Origin of the sequence: Cytophaga sp. FL35 (assembly GCF_014349235.1) — a bacterium.
GTDB lineage: Bacteria > Bacteroidota > Bacteroidia > Flavobacteriales > Flavobacteriaceae > Euzebyella.
In genome coordinates this window covers 183,472-200,960 of sequence record NZ_JACSOH010000006.1, presented here as the reverse complement: position 1 = coordinate 200,960, position 17,489 = coordinate 183,472, and the positions used below count along the sequence as shown (strand labels likewise).

19 protein-coding genes are annotated in these 17,489 nt (G+C 39.0%); 6 read left to right on the top strand and 13 right to left on the bottom strand.

Translation table 11 applies throughout. From position 1 onward, the window contains the following. Positions 1-36: 36 nt before the first annotated feature. The 9 genes from BIZ36_RS07100 to BIZ36_RS21115 form a co-directional block, all read right to left on the bottom strand. Positions 37-912: a DUF6268 family outer membrane beta-barrel protein gene (locus BIZ36_RS07100; RefSeq protein WP_187457181.1), complete on the bottom strand. Its 876-nt coding sequence runs from the start codon at positions 910-912 to the stop codon at positions 37-39. Then, positions 902-1,846, bottom strand: a complete 945-nt coding sequence (locus tag BIZ36_RS07095; protein WP_222937291.1) for a mechanosensitive ion channel family protein — start codon at positions 1,844-1,846, stop codon at positions 902-904. Before BIZ36_RS07095 ends, BIZ36_RS07100 begins: the two co-directional genes overlap by 11 nt. After that, positions 1,839-3,182, bottom strand: coding sequence for an ABC transporter permease (locus BIZ36_RS07090; protein ID WP_187457179.1), 1,344 nt, complete (start codon positions 3,180-3,182; stop codon positions 1,839-1,841). The genes BIZ36_RS07095 and BIZ36_RS07090 overlap by 8 nt, the downstream gene beginning before the upstream one ends. Continuing rightward, complete coding sequence (locus BIZ36_RS07085; protein WP_187457178.1) at positions 3,175-4,110, bottom strand: ABC transporter ATP-binding protein; 936 nt, start codon at positions 4,108-4,110, stop codon at positions 3,175-3,177. Before BIZ36_RS07085 ends, BIZ36_RS07090 begins: the two co-directional genes overlap by 8 nt. Before the next feature lie 225 nt (positions 4,111-4,335). Then, positions 4,336-5,460, bottom strand: coding sequence for a molecular chaperone DnaJ (gene dnaJ / locus BIZ36_RS07080; protein WP_187457177.1), 1,125 nt, complete (start codon positions 5,458-5,460; stop codon positions 4,336-4,338). 8 nt (positions 5,461-5,468) lie between these two features. Continuing rightward, a complete protein-coding gene (locus BIZ36_RS07075) occupies positions 5,469-6,029 on the bottom strand; it encodes a nucleotide exchange factor GrpE (RefSeq protein ID WP_187457176.1) in 561 nt (186 codons plus the stop codon). A gap of 160 nt (positions 6,030-6,189) precedes the next feature. Next, on the bottom strand, positions 6,190-7,152 hold the full coding sequence (locus BIZ36_RS07070) for a TIGR01777 family oxidoreductase (protein ID WP_187457175.1): 963 nt from the start codon (positions 7,150-7,152) through the stop codon (positions 6,190-6,192). Between the two features lie 126 nt (positions 7,153-7,278). Next, positions 7,279-7,938, bottom strand: coding sequence for a tRNA (5-methylaminomethyl-2-thiouridine)(34)-methyltransferase MnmC2 (mnmC2, locus tag BIZ36_RS07065; protein WP_187457174.1), 660 nt, complete (start codon positions 7,936-7,938; stop codon positions 7,279-7,281). 12 nt (positions 7,939-7,950) lie between these two features. Continuing rightward, positions 7,951-8,460, bottom strand: coding sequence for a DUF4920 domain-containing protein (locus BIZ36_RS21115; protein ID WP_187457173.1), 510 nt, complete (start codon positions 8,458-8,460; stop codon positions 7,951-7,953). A gap of 106 nt (positions 8,461-8,566) precedes the next feature. Here BIZ36_RS21115 and BIZ36_RS07055 point away from each other — a divergent pair, with 106 nt between their 5' ends. Further along, on the top strand, positions 8,567-9,631 hold the full coding sequence (locus BIZ36_RS07055; RefSeq protein ID WP_187457172.1) for a branched-chain amino acid aminotransferase: 1,065 nt from the start codon (positions 8,567-8,569) through the stop codon (positions 9,629-9,631). Positions 9,632-9,720: 89 nt separating this feature from the next. Here the strand turns inward: BIZ36_RS07055 and BIZ36_RS07050 are convergent, their stop codons facing one another. Then, positions 9,721-10,107 carry a pyrophosphohydrolase domain-containing protein gene (locus BIZ36_RS07050; protein ID WP_187457171.1) on the bottom strand — a complete coding sequence of 129 codons (387 nt, stop codon included), beginning with the start codon at positions 10,105-10,107 and terminating at the stop codon, positions 9,721-9,723. Positions 10,108-10,484: 377 nt separating this feature from the next. Between BIZ36_RS07050 and BIZ36_RS07045 the strand changes: the two genes are divergently transcribed. From BIZ36_RS07045 to BIZ36_RS07025, 5 genes are all read left to right on the top strand, one after another. Then, positions 10,485-10,658 carry a hypothetical protein gene (locus BIZ36_RS07045; RefSeq protein WP_187457170.1) on the top strand — a complete coding sequence of 58 codons (174 nt, stop codon included), beginning with the start codon at positions 10,485-10,487 and terminating at the stop codon, positions 10,656-10,658. A gap of 135 nt (positions 10,659-10,793) precedes the next feature. Next, on the top strand, positions 10,794-11,165 hold the full coding sequence (gene crcB, locus BIZ36_RS07040; protein ID WP_187457169.1) for a fluoride efflux transporter CrcB: 372 nt from the start codon (positions 10,794-10,796) through the stop codon (positions 11,163-11,165). A gap of 292 nt (positions 11,166-11,457) precedes the next feature. Then, on the top strand, positions 11,458-11,796 hold the full coding sequence (locus BIZ36_RS07035; RefSeq protein WP_187457168.1) for a P-II family nitrogen regulator: 339 nt from the start codon (positions 11,458-11,460) through the stop codon (positions 11,794-11,796). A 26-nt stretch (positions 11,797-11,822) separates the two neighbouring features. Further along, a complete protein-coding gene (locus BIZ36_RS07030; protein ID WP_187457167.1) occupies positions 11,823-13,055 on the top strand; it encodes an ammonium transporter in 1,233 nt (410 codons plus the stop codon). A 140-nt stretch (positions 13,056-13,195) separates the two neighbouring features. Then, positions 13,196-14,260 carry a porin gene (locus BIZ36_RS07025; RefSeq protein WP_187457166.1) on the top strand — a complete coding sequence of 355 codons (1,065 nt, stop codon included), beginning with the start codon at positions 13,196-13,198 and terminating at the stop codon, positions 14,258-14,260. Positions 14,261-14,334: 74 nt separating this feature from the next. Here the strand turns inward: BIZ36_RS07025 and BIZ36_RS07020 are convergent, their stop codons facing one another. The 3 genes from BIZ36_RS07020 to BIZ36_RS07010 all read right to left on the bottom strand — a co-directional run bounded on the left by BIZ36_RS07020 (position 14,335) and on the right by BIZ36_RS07010 (position 17,483). Then, the gene (locus BIZ36_RS07020; protein ID WP_187457165.1) at positions 14,335-14,985 is read right to left on the bottom strand and encodes a DUF1684 domain-containing protein; all 651 of its coding nucleotides are present in this window, start codon (positions 14,983-14,985) and stop codon (positions 14,335-14,337) included. A 197-nt stretch (positions 14,986-15,182) separates the two neighbouring features. Further along, positions 15,183-16,595: an alpha/beta hydrolase family protein gene (locus BIZ36_RS07015; protein ID WP_187457164.1), complete on the bottom strand. Its 1,413-nt coding sequence runs from the start codon at positions 16,593-16,595 to the stop codon at positions 15,183-15,185. Between the two features lie 63 nt (positions 16,596-16,658). Then, on the bottom strand, positions 16,659-17,483 hold the full coding sequence (locus tag BIZ36_RS07010) for a mechanosensitive ion channel family protein (RefSeq protein WP_187457163.1): 825 nt from the start codon (positions 17,481-17,483) through the stop codon (positions 16,659-16,661). Positions 17,484-17,489: the final 6 nt, after the last annotated feature.

Genomic DNA, 17,489 nt, shown 5'->3' with positions numbered 1-17,489 from the left:
TTAATCGTTTGATCACACATTACAATGGCAACCAGTCTAGAGTCCTATCCTAAAACCAGTTCTAAGATAAAAGCTGGGATCGTCATTGAGCGTAAAAATATCATTTCTCTCTTCGTCCCTTAGCACCCCATCTTGGAAAACCGTATGCCCCACATAACCATACAAAAATGTACTTTTTGCCATTTTATACTGATAACCCAAGGTAAATAGGGCTGCAGAGGAAGATACAGAAGAGGCGGTTACGGTATTGGGCAGCACAATGTTACTTTGTAAATTCACGTAATACCCGTCAAATATAAACTCTGTCTGAAATTGATGTCTTTCGTTTAAATGGTATTTAAACCCAGACTTAGGAATGCCCACAACATAGCTCCAATTAGGTCTAAACCGCTTTTCATAGTATATAATTGGTAATGGGATTCGTAAGGCTACAGTTGAATTGTAAGCAATTCCCATGACCAATTTCATGGGTTTAGGTACATTTTTCTCCTCCTTTAAAAAACCTACCGTAGCATTTATGGAAAAATCTCCATTTTCTAACGGTTTGCTCAAAGTGGAAGCCAATCTGGGGGTGATTACCCCAATAAATCGCCATTGGGGTTTAAATTTCCAAACATAGGCCATATTCAAGTCCAGAACATGAAATTGCTTTAGCCCGGCACTACTGAAGGGAAGCTCTCTTTGCAAGTCGTATGCCAACCGGTTATACTCGCTACCAAAAACCAGGTTATTGGAATCTGCAACGGTAATAGGAAAGTTGACCAAAAATTTGAGACGTGATAAGCTGGCGTCAGATTTATTCCTTGGCATCAACATGTACTCTGCCCTTATCACATCTGGGGTCTGCGCTTGGCCAAAATATCCTATTGCCAAAAAAATAGCAATGAGCCAATTAAATAATTTATGATTCATTAGAGTTCTTGGCAGTGCCAATTGAAGTATGACGAAAAGGTAAGTCTTGAAAAATATGAATATCTCTTTGAGGGAAGGGAATGGTTATCTTATGCTCCCTAAATTTAGCATCGATTTTATATCGCATTTCACTTTTGATTCTTGGATCAGAAAAACTATCGGAAATAAAAAAATTAACCGAAAAAAGTAAGGCAGAATCACCAAAATCATCAAACAATACAAAAGGTTTAGGATTTTTCATTATCCCTTCTTGACCTTCTGCAATTTCCAATAAGATTTTGGTAACCACATCTATATCACTACCATAAGCCACCCCCACTATCACTTTTTCTCGCGTAGTTTTATGATTTTGGGTATAGTTATAAATAATTTCACTGATGAAATGATGATTTGGAATGATGATCACCTTATCATCTCTGGTAATAGCCCTAGTAGTACGCAATTTTATCTCAAAAACTTTACCCACTTTACCATTTACCTCAATGATATCGCCTACGTGCAAAGATTTGTCCAGAATAATGAAAATACCGCCGATCACATCTTGGAAAAGTTCTTGTAAGGCCAAACCTAAACCAACGAACAATGCGGCAGATGCCGTAAGCAATAGTGTAATGTCTATACCGGCCGCACTCATGGTAATTATGATAACCACAATATAAATTACATAGCGTATAAACTTAAAGACACTAATGAACTTTAACCGATCATCGTTTGCCATGCGTCTAGTGAGTAGAGACCTCAACCACCGCAATAGAAAATTGGTAACAAGCAAGGCCACGCTGAGCATAATAAGCAGACCAATGGTAATTTCTATGCGCTGGTCTCCAGAACCATAACCGATACCAATCTGCAAAAACTCCTTTATTGCCCCCCAAATATCTTCTTCAATAACCTCAACCACCTTGTTGGGTTCTTCTTGAAATGCACTAATCATATTTAAGCCACTTGAAAAGTTCTTTGTATGTTGGTTTTTTACCATACATAAGAATACCCACCCTATAAATTTTGGCGGCCAACCATACAATACCTATAAAGGTACCGAATAATAAGAGGATTGAGGTCACTAATTCCCAAACAGGCACCCCGCCTTCTCCAATACCACCAGGCAACCGCATCAACATCACAATAGGCGAAGTCAATGGAAACAGGGAAAAACCTACCGCAATAGGTCCGTGTGGATTGCTAAAAACCGAAAAGAACCCTACATATATAGCTAACATTAAAGGCAAGATAATGGGAAAAATAAATTGCTGCGTATCCGTTTCATTATCTACCGCCGCTCCAATAGCGGCATAGATGGAGCTATATATTAAATACCCCAATAGAAAATAAACCAAAAAAAAGAAAATGAGCATCACCCAAGGAATACGAAACAATTCTTGAGCATAGAGTTGCACGGTTTGATCAGCCGTAGGTATGGTAGGTGCCATATTTGCCCCCATACCCGTTTGTAGATGGGCACTGGTGTTCAATGCGGATGGATCGATATCAAAAACGGCAAATGCCACCAATAATAATACCGATGCCGAAACCAACCAAATACCAAATTGGGTAATTCCAGCCAATGAGGTTCCTATTATCTTACCCAACATTAATTGAAAAGGCTTTACCGATGAAATGATTACTTCTATTATCCTACTAGTCTTTTCCTCAATCACGCTACGCATTACAAAACCTCCATAGATAATGATGAACATCATGATTAGGTAACCAAAACCACCCCCAATAAAAGCTTTAATTTCATTGATACCCTTGACATTGGTCTGCCCGTCAAAAGTGGCGGTACGAATATCAAACTGAGTATCAACCTTTTCAAACTCAGATGCGGTAAGTCCCAACTCTAAAAGTCTTGACTGCCTCAATCTTTCCTGAAAAACAGCATCTATTTTTTCGGTGATATCCGTGCTTGGGGCATCTTCCGTATAAAAGAACGAGCGATCGCAAACCTTTTCTATATGAATTTCATCCGGAATGTAAAGTAGCCCGTAGAACCCTAAACTAGCAACTGAATCCTTTGCCGTTTCCAAAGACACATCATCAAAGTTGACATACGAAGTGGAGGTCGTTGCAACAAACTCATTTGAAAAAAAATTACTCTCGTTTAAAATGGCAATTACCTTGTGATCGTTGTCATTTACTTTTGTGAGGTAAGCGATAAGAACAACCATTCCCACCATAAGGATTGGACTTAAAAAGGTCATGATTACAAAGGACTTGTTTCTCACCTTGGCCAAATATTCCCTTTTGATAATAAGCAATAGTTTACGCATTCAATTCTTTGCTTTGTACGGTTCTAATAAAAATTTCACTGGTTGAAGGAATGGTCTCTACAAAACGGTTCACATTTGCCTTATTGGATAGATATGCCAGTACTTCTCCAGATTTTTCATCGGGGAGTTGCAGGGTAAAGTCCAACTGGTTTTCCAAAGAATCGTAGGAGGAATTGGACACCTTAAATTTTTCAGTAATTTCAGAAAGGATCAATTCTGCGTTAGCGGTTTGTAGGCCTACTCTATAAATATTATTCTTATAAGCCCTTTTAATCTCGGATAATTTACCGTCCAATACTTTCTTAGACCTATGTATCAAGGCAATATGCTCACAAAGTTCCTCAACGGATTCCATGCGATGCGTGGAAAATATGATGGAAGTACCCTGCTCTTTTAATTTTAAAATTTCATCTTTAATGATGTTGGCATTAATGGGGTCAAACCCACTAAAAGGTTCATCAAATATTAAAAGTTTAGGTTCGTGAAGCACTGTTACTATGAACTGGATTTTCTGGGCCATGCCTTTGGATAGCTCTTGAATTTTTTTGTTCCACCAATCTCCTATTTCCAAACGTTCAAACCAAAACTTCAACCGTTTTTTGGCTTCGGCCTTATCCAAGCCCTTGAGTTGGGCTAAATAAAGAGCCTGCTCTCCTACCTTCATACTCTTGTAGAGTCCCCTTTCTTCTGGAAGGTACCCAATTTGTGCCACGTGATGGTTTTGCAAAGCCTCCCCATCAAAATAAACCTCACCTTTATCCGGATAGGTAATCTGATTTATTATCCTAATAAGAGTGGTCTTACCGGCACCGTTGGGACCAAGAAGTCCATAAATACTATTCTTGGGTATATTCAATGATACCTCATCAAGCGCAGTGTGTTCGCCGTATTTTTTGGTGACTTCCTTAGCGACCAAAATATCGTTCATGCAAGCAATTTTGTCAAAGATATATAAAAGAGTTGTCAGTTAAACTTGAGGAAGAAGCTTAGTTTAAAAGACCTTTCAATCACCTAGCAATCACCCTAAAAACAAAACCCACCCTTAAATGCATTTAAGGATGGGAAAAAAATTGCTATGAAAAAGAAAATTTTATATTGGTTTCCCAATATGAATCAAATATACGTTTTTTATTTAAATCCCAAACTTTTTGGGTTAAGAGAACATATCCTTCACTTTTTCGAAGAAAGATTTATCAGATTTCTCAGGTTTTGGATCAAAATTTTCATTGCCCTGCATACGCTCAAAGAACTCCTTTTGTTCTTTGTTAAGTTCTTTAGGGGTCCATACGTTCACATGGACCAATAAATCTCCGCTACCATAACCATTGATACTGGATATTCCTTTTCCCCTCAATCTTAAAATCTTTCCGGATTGAATGCCAGGCTCTAGCTTTATGCGCACTTTGCCTCCAACGGCATCAATTTCCTTTGAGGTACCCAATACGGCCTCGGAAAAACTGATATAAAGATCATAGTGCAAATTATCCCCTTCCCGTTTAAGAGTCGAGTGCTCTTCTGTTTCAATAGCTACCAACAAATCTCCAGCAACACCATTTCCAGGAGCATCATTTCCCTTCCCGGGCACCTTTAATTGCATACCTTCCTCAACACCGGCAGGTATTTTTATAGATACGGTTTCCTCTTGAACCTTAAGACCTTGAGCATCTGCATCACTAGGTTTTTTATCTATAACCTGACCGCTACCTCCACAGGTACTACAGGTAGTTGCGGTTTGCATTCTACCCAAAATGGTATTGGTAACCTTGGTAACTTGGCCTCTACCACCGCACGTACCACAGGTGGTATAGCTTACCCCTTCTGCCTGTACTTTTCTGCGAACTTTAACCTTTTTCTCAACCCCGTTGGCCACTTCTTCAAGGCTAAGTTTCACCCTTATTCTAAGGTTACTGCCTTTTACCCTTCTTTGGCCTCCACCGCCAAAACCGCCAAAACCACTGAAACCTCCGCCACCGCCAAAGGCGCTTCCGAAGATATCACCAAATTGACTAAAGATATCGTCCATATTCATACTGCCACCGCCAAAACCGCCGGCGCCATCAAAGGCAGCATGACCAAATTGGTCATATCTAGCTTTCTTATCCGGGTTGCTTAGTACCTCATAGGCTTCTGCGGATTTTTTGAACATTTCTTCCGCTTTAGAATCCCCTGGGTTTTTGTCCGGGTGATATTTTAAGGCCATCTTTCGGTAAGCCTTCTTTATCTCCGCCGCACTGGCACTTTGACCAACCCCTAATACTTCGTAATAATCTTCCTTCATACTTCAATTTAGTTTCCAACAACTACTTTTGGATGACGAATAATACGCTCCCCGAGCTTATATCCTTTCTCCACTACGTCTACAATCTTGCCTTTTAGCTTTTTGTCCGGAGCTGGGATTTGGGTAATGGCATCGTGAACCTCGGCATCAAAAGTATCTCCTTGTCCGGCCTCAACTTCTTCAAGGCCCTTGGATTTCAGGGTTTCACGAAACTTGACCCTTATAAGCTCCACACCTTTGAACATTTCCTTGTCATCAGACTTCGCCAACTCCTTCAAGGCACGATCAAAATCATCTAAAACCGGTAACATGGAAACCATGATTTCCTGCCCCGCCGTTTTGAACATTTCCATTCGTTCTTTAGATGTTCTTTTCTTAAAATTTTCAAACTCTGCAAACAAACGCAAGAACTTATCTTTCTCCTTAGCCAAATCTTCCCTTAGTTGTTCCTCTACACTAAGCTCCCCATCTACGGCACCTTCGGCATCTATTGACTCTTCATTGGCAGCATTCTTTTGCTCCTCTTCTAAAGCCTCTTCAAAATCTTCGGTTATATCTTTATCGCTCATTTTTTACTTCGCTTTTAATTTCACGGTAACGAGGAGGCAAAAGTACTGCCATTTCTTTAAAAATGTCAAAATGTCATTAAAAAATAAGATGACTGCATAGCCTATAGAACATAAAAAAATCCGCCATTAAGCGGATTGTTCAAAAAAGCTCTTAAAACCTCTACGAGGAATATTCTTTTTTCAACCCCATTTCCGAAGTTTTACTTGAAGATTTAACTCCGTAAATTTCTTGGAGTGCAGGACAGACATTGGTATACTTAAAAGAAAAACCTGTTTCCTCAATTTTCTTGCTACTCACCCTCTGACTGCTAAAAAGTAGGTAACTCATTTCACCTAGGACCAACTTCATTACAAACTCTGGTATATTAGGCAAAAACAATGGTTTTTTTAGAACATCCGCTATTTTTTTAACCAATTTTTCATTGCTCACAGGATTAGGGGCCACGCCATTGAAAACTCCCGAAAGTGTATTGTCTACGGCAAAAAGAAACATTCTTGCCAAATCTTGGATATGAATCCACGATTGCCACTGCTCACCACTACCAAAGGCAGAGCCCACATAATTATCGATTGGTTTGGTCATCTGAGGCAAAGCACCGCCTTCTTTGGCCATAACCAACCCAATTCTAATTTTTGCAACCGGAAAAGGAAAACCTTGAAATTGATCAGCCTCTTGTTCCCACCTTTCTACAACTTCACCCAAAAAACTATTATCCACCGCTTGTTCCTCCTCAGTGTAATAATTACCCACGGAACTAGGATAAATTCCGATAGCGGAAGCTGAAACAAAGGATTTTATATATTCAGAACCAAATTCCAGCAGACCTTTGTGTAACGTTTGAAGGGATTGAACCCTGCTGGAAAGTATTATTTTCTTGTATTTAGGTGTCCATCTTTTAGCTATTGAAGCGCCTGCTAAATTGATGATGGCACTTACCCCTTTAAAGCAATTTAAATCTATTTCGCCTTTGTCCGGATTCCAATAAAAACCTTGATATTCCGTTTTGGAAACCAATTTATCCTTACTTGTGGTAAGATAATTCACATGTATATTTTGTGCATGGCACTGCCTCACAATTTCACTCCCCACAAGACCTGTTGCACCTGTAATCAAAATTCTCATACTCAAATATAAAGCTTTGATTTGGGTGTTGAATTGTCTTTAATTCCGATTTAACACAAATGCAAAAGCATCTGTTAAATTATTTGTTTAACAAACTGAAAATTAACTTTTTATATGGAAAATATACTATTTTTTGGCCCGAAGCATTTCGCGCTTCCCTGGAGGTCCAGGTAGCTTTTCTACGCTAAAACCTACAGCTTGCATAGCCCTTCTCACACTCCCTTTGGCGGCATAGGTTACCAATACACCCCCTTCCTTAAGCGCGGCGTACATTAGGGAAAAAATAGCTTCGGTCCATAACTCGGGTTGCACCCGAGCACCAAAAGCATCAAAATAAATAAGGTCGAATTCATTCCGATTTCGTATTTCAGAAAAGTCCATCCTTCTTTTTACCAAGCTAAAATTGGGATGTATCTTATGTATTTCTTCCCAAGGTACCTCGTGCATTTTTTGAAAAACGGCGTGTTCACTTTTAGCATTCAAGGTTGTAGAATAATCCAGAAGTGCAAGCTCATCATCGTTTACGGGAAACTTTTCAACACCGCAATAGTTAATTGTAAGTTGCCTGGACGAGGACTCAAGCAAGGTAATAAATGCATTAAGACCAGTACCAAACCCAATCTCCAAAATACCAATCTCCGTATCCCGAAAAAGGTCTAACCCTTGTTTTATAAAAACATGATAAGCTTCCTGTACGGCACCGTGCTTGGAATGGTATTGCTCATCCCAATCCAAAATTTGAATGGTTTTGGACCCATCGCCCGTAGTAATAATTTTTCGCTCCAAAGTAATAGGCACTTACTGTTTTACAGGCACTAGCACGCCATCTGCCTCAAAACCGTAAGATTTTAAGGGCGATGTAATTTGTGCTATTTCATCTGCAGATTTACCGGCATCCTTCGCGTAGTGCTTTTGGTCTTCCACGCTCATGGACTCTACAAAAGCAAAACCATTAATCACCACTTCCTTTCCAGTAATATCGTTTGGCATAAAAAAACCGTAATCCTTAAACCTAACCATAGCTTCTTTACCTTCCGGCAACTGGACTTTCATCCAACATCCCTTTACTTTGCAAACATCTGTTACCGTTCCCTTAAATTTAATCTCCAAGGTATCTGCGACAACCATTTCCTCATATTTGGAGGCCAAAAATTGTACATTTTCTATTGAATCGGAGCTTATCTCTTCGCCAAAGGATTTGAAAGTTGTTTCTTCATTGACCTTTGAACTCTCAATTGTCTTTTTTTCTTGCCCTTTACATGCTACAATCAGCATAAAAAACACAAGTAAAGTGTTAAATCTTTTCATATCCATCAAAAATTTAAATGCCTTTACAAAACTGCTAATTTTTCCAGCAATTATAAAGGTTTGATGAATTTAAAATTGGTATTTTTATTCCTTAAAATTTGATATTATGAGTACAACCATGCAAAAAATCAGCATTGAGAAGGTAGCCAAGTCAAAAATTGACCAAATAGATTTTGATAATCTTGCATTTGGAAGCGTCTTTACCGATCATATGCTCGTCTGTGATTATAAGAATGGAGCATGGGAAGCACCCAAAGTAATGCCTTACCAAGCTATTAGCTTGGAACCATCCGCAAAAATTTTCCACTATGGACAATCTATATTCGAAGGTATGAAGGCCTATAAAGATACGGACGATAAAGTTTGGTTGTTTAGACCATTGGACAACCATAAGCGTTTGAATATTTCCGCCAAGCGTATGGCCATACCGGAGGTACCCGAAGCGTATTTTATGGAAGGTCTTAAGGCATTGGTCAATTTAGACAAAGACTGGATTCCACAAAAAGATGGAAGTTCTTTATATATACGTCCTTTTATTTTTGCCTCAGGAAAAGGGTTTCATGCTTCACCAGCCAATGAATATAAGTTTATTATATGCCTGGCTCCTTCCGGTTCCTATTTTTCCGGCAAAGTAAAAGTATTGATTGAAGAAACTTATTCTCGTTCTGCCAACGGAGGTGTTGGTTATGCCAAGGCCGGAGGTAATTATGCCGGACAGTTCTATCCTACCCAATTGGCAGCCGAAAAAGGATACAGCCAGGTAATTTGGACCGATGACAACAATCACGAATTTATTGAGGAAGCGGGTGCCATGAACATTTTTGTAAGAATCAATGATACCTTGATTACCGGCCCTACAAGCGATCGTATTTTGGATGGCATTACCCGAAAAAGTATTTTACAGATTGCAGAGGACGAAGGAATCGCCACGGAGGTTAGAAAAATAACGGTTTCCGAGGTGGTAGAAGCAGCTAAAAATGGAAGTCTTAAAGAAATGTTCGGTGCCGGAACTGCCGCTGTTATTTCCCCTATCTCCACTTTTGGGTTCAGGGACGTGGATTATGATTTACCGGAATTGACCGAAAGCTTTGCTACAAGGCTCAAAAAACGGATTACGGATATTCAGTTCAACAGAGCTGAAGACCCTTTTGGTTGGAGAATGGGCATTTAGTCCAATCCAAAAATTGGTTTTAGGAAAACAAAAGCCCGTTCAAAAAAAATTTGAACGGGCTTTTTTATTCCTTCCTGTATAATAGGTACTTAATCTTCTAAAATCTTTAGAATATTTGGTTTAAAGTAATTGGGGCCTTTCAACACTTTACCATCTTCCCTGTAAATGGGTTTGCCATCCGCTCCCAATTTGCTCATGTTGCTCCGTTGAATTTCATTGAAGACTTCTTCAATTTTATATTGCATACCATGTTCTAAAATAGTGCCACATAAAATATAAAGCATGTCACCCAGGGCATCGGCCACCTCCACCATATCATTATTATTGGCCGCTTCAAGATATTCCTTATTTTCCTCATCCATAAGATTGTACCTCAATGTGTTCTTGGCTTTGCCCAAATCCGCTTTCATTGTTTGCGAAACACCAAGCCCAAAGGAGGTATGGAACAATTCTACCGCGCTAATTTTACTCTTCATAGGTGATAAATAATTTTAATAAGTAGCAGAAAACCTGCCCTTTTAACGTAATTTTACCTTAAAAGTAACGAATATGTTCAGCACCGGACAAATCATTTTTGCCGTCCTCTTCGCCATAGTTTTTGCATTAGTAATCATTTCAACCTACAAGAAAGACAAAAAGCTCCATGCCAAAAATTATGGAGGTGTCAAATGGATCGCCATTGCTTTTGCTATTTTCATAGGAATACTGTTCTTTCTCAAGTTTTACCTAAAAAATTAACAGTTAAATTCTGCATTTGTGAAAAATTAAACTTACAACATCTTTTCGCAAATTTTCTTTCGTATAACATAACAAAACGAAATATTGTTCGTTAGTAAACAAAGGGGCAAACAAAATGATGACATTTTTCACCATATTATTGATTCTAGTTGGAGCAAATGCCATTTTTATGGTCTTCAGTTTAAGTGGCGTTTCCGCAAAGGAAAATAAAGGGAATAATGATTCGGTAGATGCTAAAACTGCCGTCTATCCATTACAATCCAGTTCAAAACTAAAAAAAGCTGTTTAACACCATTTTCTCTTCTGTGTTAGCAGAGTTATAGGACTGGCCCCGGCTTACGGGCCTATCCTTCAAAATTTTATTTACCATTAATTTTTAGAGTTTATCTGTTCGTAAATTCAAAGCATTTCTTACTTTGCATTTATGAAACAGTTATTAGTTGTTTTTCTAGGAGGTGGTATGGGCAGTCTTTTGCGCTATGCCTTTTCCAAAACACTTAATGGTTATTTCACACATTTCTTTTTAGGTACATTTTTGGCCAATATTTTAGGATGCCTTTTAATTGGGTTTATATTAGGTATGTCTGCTAAAGGAAATGTTCTTACTGAAAATCAAACACTACTTCTGGCAACCGGGTTTTGCGGAGGCTTCACTACTTTTTCCTCTTTTGCCTTTGAAAAACACTCCCTTCTTACCAATGGAGATATCCTTCATTTTTTACTCTACACCTTTTCCAGCATCATTATAGGTATCTGTGCTATAGCTTTGGGTCTTTGGGCTTCTAAATTGTTATAATCATAACAATTCATTAACATTCGCGATTTATTTAACGAAAATTCAATAAACCTAGGGTAACTCTACCTATTTTTTAGGGTTTACCCCAGAACATCCTACATTTTTCCTTTTTCTACGGATTTTTTAAAATCACAACGAATCATATTTCAATAATTTGGACTTTTAAATTATACACCCCCAAATTTTTGGGGGGTATAATTATTATAATTACAAAAATGACATGTCACACCCCCATTTTTTTATGGTGTTAATGTTTTTAACATATATTTGGTTCGAATTCAATAATCAAATTATGAAACAAATCGAGGCAGTTATCAGGAAATCCAAGTTTGATGAAGTCAAGAAAGCTCTTCATGAAATCGAGGTCAACTTCTTCACTTACTGGGATGTAACAGGAGTTGGAAATGAAAAACAAGGGCATGTCTACAGAGGCATCTCTTATAGTACCAGTGACATACAACGTAGATATTTATCCATTGTGGTGTCCGATGAATTTTTAGAAAGGACCGTAAATAAACTTCTAGAGGTCGCCTACACAGGTAATGTAGGAGATGGTAAGATCTTCGTTTCAGAGGTAATTGATGCTTACCGTATTAGAACTAAAGAATCTGGACAGGCCGGAATCAACTAATTACCAACCCACTAAAACTTTAAGAAATGGACGCAGGATTATTTACAGCAAATAACGTATGGATGATGTTGGCTACCGCATTGGTATTCTTCATGCATACAGGTTTCGCCTTTTTGGAAATTGGCTTGACAAGACAAAAAAATACGATCAATATTCTTTTTAAGAATATATTCATTATTACTGTTGGACTTTTACTTTACTACGCATGGGGCTTTAATATGATGTACCCTGGTTTTGAAGAAGGTTCTTCAGGAATTTTCGGCTTCGCCGGATGGGGTATCGCAGCTCCAGAAGGTGGTATGACACCTGATTACGCAGACGGAGGTTACACATGGTGGACAGATTTCCTTTTTCAAGGAATGTTCGCAGCCACAGCAGCTACTATTGTATCCGGTGCTGTAGCCGAACGTATCAAAATTGGTTCCTTCATGATTTTCACCGTAGTTTACGTAGGTCTTGTTTACCCTATAGTAGGCGCTTGGAAATGGGGTGGTGGATTCTTGGATTCTTGGGGATTCTATGATTTCGCCGGATCTACTTTGGTTCACTCCGTAGGTGGATGGGCCGCATTGGTAGCTATCTTCTTATTAGGTTCTAGAATCGGAAAGTTTGATGAAGACGGAAAACCTAAAGCCATTCCAGGTCATAACATTCCATTGGCTACCGCCGGTGTATTGATTCTTTGGTTAGGATGGTTTGGATTCAACGGTGGCTCTGTACTTTCTGCAGATCCAGAATTAACCTCCTTAGTATTGGTTACAACTAGTTTGGCTGCCGCAGCCGGTGGTGTAGGTGCCTTCATCCTTTCTACTATAATGTACAAAAACATGGACCTTACTATGTTCTTGAACGGTATTCTTGGTGGATTGGTAGGTATCACTGCCGGTGCAGACCTAATGTCTCCAAACGAAGCGGTAATCATTGGTTTCTTGGCAGGTTTGATTATTGTATTAGGTGTTGCCTTTATTGATAAACTTAAATTGGACGATCCCGTTGGTGCCGTTACCGTTCACTTGATCACAGGTATCTGGGGTACTTTGGCCGTTGGTCTTTTTGGAGACAAAGCGGGTGCAGGTCAGTTCATGACCCAATTATACGGTGTACTTATAGTAGGTGTTTTCTGTGTAGTATGTTCTTTCATCATTCTTGGAGCGCTTAAAGCCATCATGGGCCTTAGGGTTTCTAAAGAAGAAGAAGTTGAAGGACTTGATCTTCATGAGCACGGAATGGATGCCTACCCAGATTTCACTAACGACTAACTCATATAATGTAGAACGGAGCGTTCTGCCAAACGCTCCGTTCAAAAATTACTCTCAACAAATAAGACCCTTATAAATGATTACCCGGGTCTAAAAACTCAAAATCTTCCCAAACACAGGGAAAACTAAAATTGAAACATATGAAAGCAATTATCAATACAAAGTTCTTAAAAAATCTTTTCTTGTTCGCAGTTCTTTTTTCTTCTGCAACAGTAGTTATAGCACAAGAGGACGAGGAAGAAGGCTCTAAATTTTCCTTTAGCGGGTCTATAGATGCCTATTATAGAGCAAATTTAAATGCTCCAAACGGAGCGGATGCCCAAGCTCCTGGTTCATCTTTTGCCAACCTTCCGGGCTTTGCCTTGGGTATGGCCAATGTAATTGGTGCCTATGAAGGCGAAAAAGTAGGTTTTGTGGCGGATTTGGTTTTTGGCCCTAGAGGTACCGATGCCATCTTTGCATCGCCAATGTACTCCGCTACCGGGAACATTGTTAACCAATTATATGCATATTGGAACGTTTCCGATGCTGTAACCCTTACTTTTGGTAACTTCAACACGTTCTTGGGTTACGAGGTAATCTCCCCTGTATCCAACTTTAACTACAGTACTTCTTACCTTTTCTCATACGGACCTTTCTCGCATACTGGTTTAAAAGCTGACTTTGCACTATCTGATGATTTCAGCTTAATGTTGGCTGTAATGAACCCAACTGACTTAACTGAATTTAACCCAACCGGTCAATATGCTTGGGGTGCTCAATTGGGTTATAGCGGACAATATTTGAACCTTTTGATAGACAACGGCTCTTATGAAGTAGATTTCACGGGTGGTTTTGATCTTTCGGATACTTTCTTCCTTGGATTGAACGCCGCTTATTTTGACGGTGATGAAGAAGACGGTGTTGGTAGTTTTGCAGGTGTGGCAGTTTATCCACAGTTGGCTACTTCAGATAACTTCTCCATTGGACTTAGAGGTGAATATTTTGCCGAAACTGATTTCTTTGGTGCCGTTGGTGGTACAGATGCAGATGGCGATGCCAGTGTATTTGCTTTGACCCTAACTGGTAGCGCTACTATTGGAGATTTAATGATCAAACCAGAATTGAGATTGGATAGTGCTTCCGAAGAAGTATTTATAGATTCTGATGGCGTACCTATGGGAGGTTTGACTTCCTTTGTATTGGCTGCCATCTATTCTTTCTAAGCTGAATTATATTGATTGAGTGTTTATAGTTTTAAGTTGTACAAAAATCCCATCCAATTTCTCGGATGGGATTTTTAATTTGATGCGGGTTTGAAATCCTTGACCCCTGCCTCTACCCTTACAGCCAAATCATTTACACTAGGCACAATGGGGCACGAAAATTTTTTGTTATAGGCACAATAAGGATTGTAAGCCCGGTTAAAATCGATTATAATCGAATCGGAATTGGATATTCTTAAATCAATGTACCTTCCTCCAGCGTACGTTTCTTTTCCATTGGTAAGGTCTGTAAAAGGCAAAAAGAGATAATCTTCATAACCTTCCTCAAGCATCAGTTCCTCATTTTGATAGATTTCTAATTGCCATTTTTGCCCATTAAGTTCAAAATGGGCAATACCGTATACCACTTCCTTGGTTTCCCTATCTGTTGTGGTAGGCATCATAAAGGGCAAAGCATCTGGGGTTCTTACAAATTTCGCCTTAACCACATAATTGGTATCCGCAGGAAAAAAGTCCAAACTTTCAAAGTCCTTTCTATACCTATCCGGTAAAGGGGATTCTTCTGGATTCTTAAACTCCTCATTCAATTCCTCTTGAAACTCCAAAATTTGCTTTAGACCGTTGGAAGCAACCAATTCGGATTTTTGCTCTTGCTCATCATGGTATTTTTTCTCGGGTTTACAAGAAAAAATGATTAGGATAGAAAACAATAAAATATACTTCATGTAGAGGGCTTTATATTTGAATTCAAAAATACGACATATAGCATTTCTAAACCACAGCCTGCCCAGCATCCATACAAACGAAGGATTCCTAAACCTATGATTTAAGGACTCAAACAGAGTTTACCAAGACGTTAGGAAACAAGAGAAAAAAAATGTGATGTACCCCGACCGAAATGAGAATAGAGAACTCACTAAAACTAATCAGGAAGCACTTCATAACGAGCATTCTTCAGGTATTTTTCTACTGTTTCATTAAATTCCGGGGTGATTCTTAAAAGCGCTGTATGCTCCAAGGAATACAATTTATTTTGGTCCTTATACCCCGTTTTCAACAATTCTTCCAAATAAAAAAGAGCCGCCCCAAAATCATCTAATTTTGAGCTTAGGGATATGACATTCAAGTAAGCATCCTCATTATTAGGTTCTAGAATGGTTTGTAGCATGTAAAGAAAATTGAGCCCTTCCCAATCTTTAGTCTCCTCATCTGCCAACATTTCCAGATTATCTTCTAATAAGGCATTTACGTAACCATCCAGTCTATTTCCCATTTGCTGGGTCAATATATCCGGGTTCTTTTTAAACTTTGCCAATTCTTCCATTTGATACTTCCACCAGCCCAAATTATTGTAATTATAGGTTAGTAAATCTTCTTCCATATAATACGCATAGTCTTCTTTAGAGAATTGCTCCTTTAAAAAAAGATTATTTTGAGTCCTGTTCTGAGTTTTAAATCTACTTGTTTTCCGTATTACCTTACCACTGTCCTTTATGGAATCAGTTGACCGAAATGGGCGATAAATTTCCATCATTTCATCCAAATAATGATTTGCCTGTAAAGGTTTGTTCGCACTTAGCAATCTACTTACCCTCGCCAAATCGTCCCTATAATTAGTTGCTACAAACATAGAGTCCATATCCATTTTACCTTTTGCCATGGCCCCTAAATCCAGAATCTTCATTGCCTTGGAAATAAAGTCTGATGATGGCCATTCATGACCTCCATCAAAAATTAGAAGCTGATTGGGCACTCGCAGCCGGTTCAAAGTACTTTCCATTGCCAATATATCAGGATAATTATAATCTGAAGTTCCTACAATACCCACTAAATGGAAAGGGTTTTTACTGGTCAAAACTTCGGTATTGGCAATAGTGGCACCACAGGAAACAACACCATTTACTGGTTGTAGAAAAGTTGGAACGATGGTGGCGAATTTGGCTCCTTTTGAGAAACCACCTGCATAAATCCTATTCTTATGAACAGGAAAAATGGAAACCACTGCATTAATTAAGCGTCTAGTTATTAAAATATTCTTGGAAAGCGAAAGGGTATCGCTTAAATTGTTGGAAGCCGCCAATAAAAAGCCCAGTTCTTCCGCAGATTGTTTGAACATACTCAAGGCCTGCTTTCCCTTTCCGTCCATATCAAAAACAAAGATTACTGGCCAAACCTTGTCAGTTTCAAAATTGGTAGGTAAGTAGAGTGAAAATGTCTCCGAAACGGTATCCCTAACAGCAAGGGAGTCTAAAATGGCTCCTTTTTTTAGTACAATTTGTTGGGCACTTCCAACAAAACCGAAGATGAGGGCCCAAACGAGTAATAGTTTTTTCATATTCTTTTGATTCATCAAAAATCTAGCCAAATTCCTAAGAATAATATTTCCATTGTCCAGAAATCATTCTCCAATCTTTCCTATTTCTACCCCTTCTGAGTAGGCCACCTTTATGTTGTGACTATGAAAGGCGTTTTTAATCGCTTTATGTGCATTGAAGGTCACTTCCCAAAAATTATCCGGTTTTACATAGGGTCTAACAGTGAGTTGAACATTGTGTGAATCAAAATTTAGAATACCTACTTCGGGTTTTGGCTCGTCCAAAATATGTTGAACATCCTTTAGGGCCGTACACAAAATGCGTTCTACCTTTGGAAAACTCTCTTCATATGGCATAGTCACTTCCAGCTCTAGACGAATCATACCCTTCTCCGTAAAGTTGGTTACCACAGATTCTGTAATCATGGAATTTGGTATAATTAATATTTTGTTTCCCGGCGTAAGTACATCAGTACTGAATATGCCAATTTCCGTCACCCTACCAAACTTATCGTCTACCTGTATCCAGTCCCCGACCTTAAAAGGTTTTAACGTCAAAATAAGAATTCCGGACGCAAAATTTCCCAAACTTCCTTGCAAGGCCATACCTATGGCAAAGGCCGCAGCCGCCAGAATCGCAAACAACCCTGTTAAATCCGCACCAAGAACGGTGGCAATAATAAAAAGGACCGCTCCCTTGAGTACGGCACCTACTGTAGAGGCCAAAAACGGACGTAAGGTTTCAGAGAAACCGGTTTTCTCCAACCCTTTTTTAAGTAGTTCCACCAGTTTTTGGACCAGTTTAAAACCTACCCAGAAAATGATGACTGCCAATAAAATCCTAGGAAGGTAAAAAACAACCTTGTCTGTTGCCAACTGTAGATATTCGTCTATTTTATTCCAATCCATAAACTA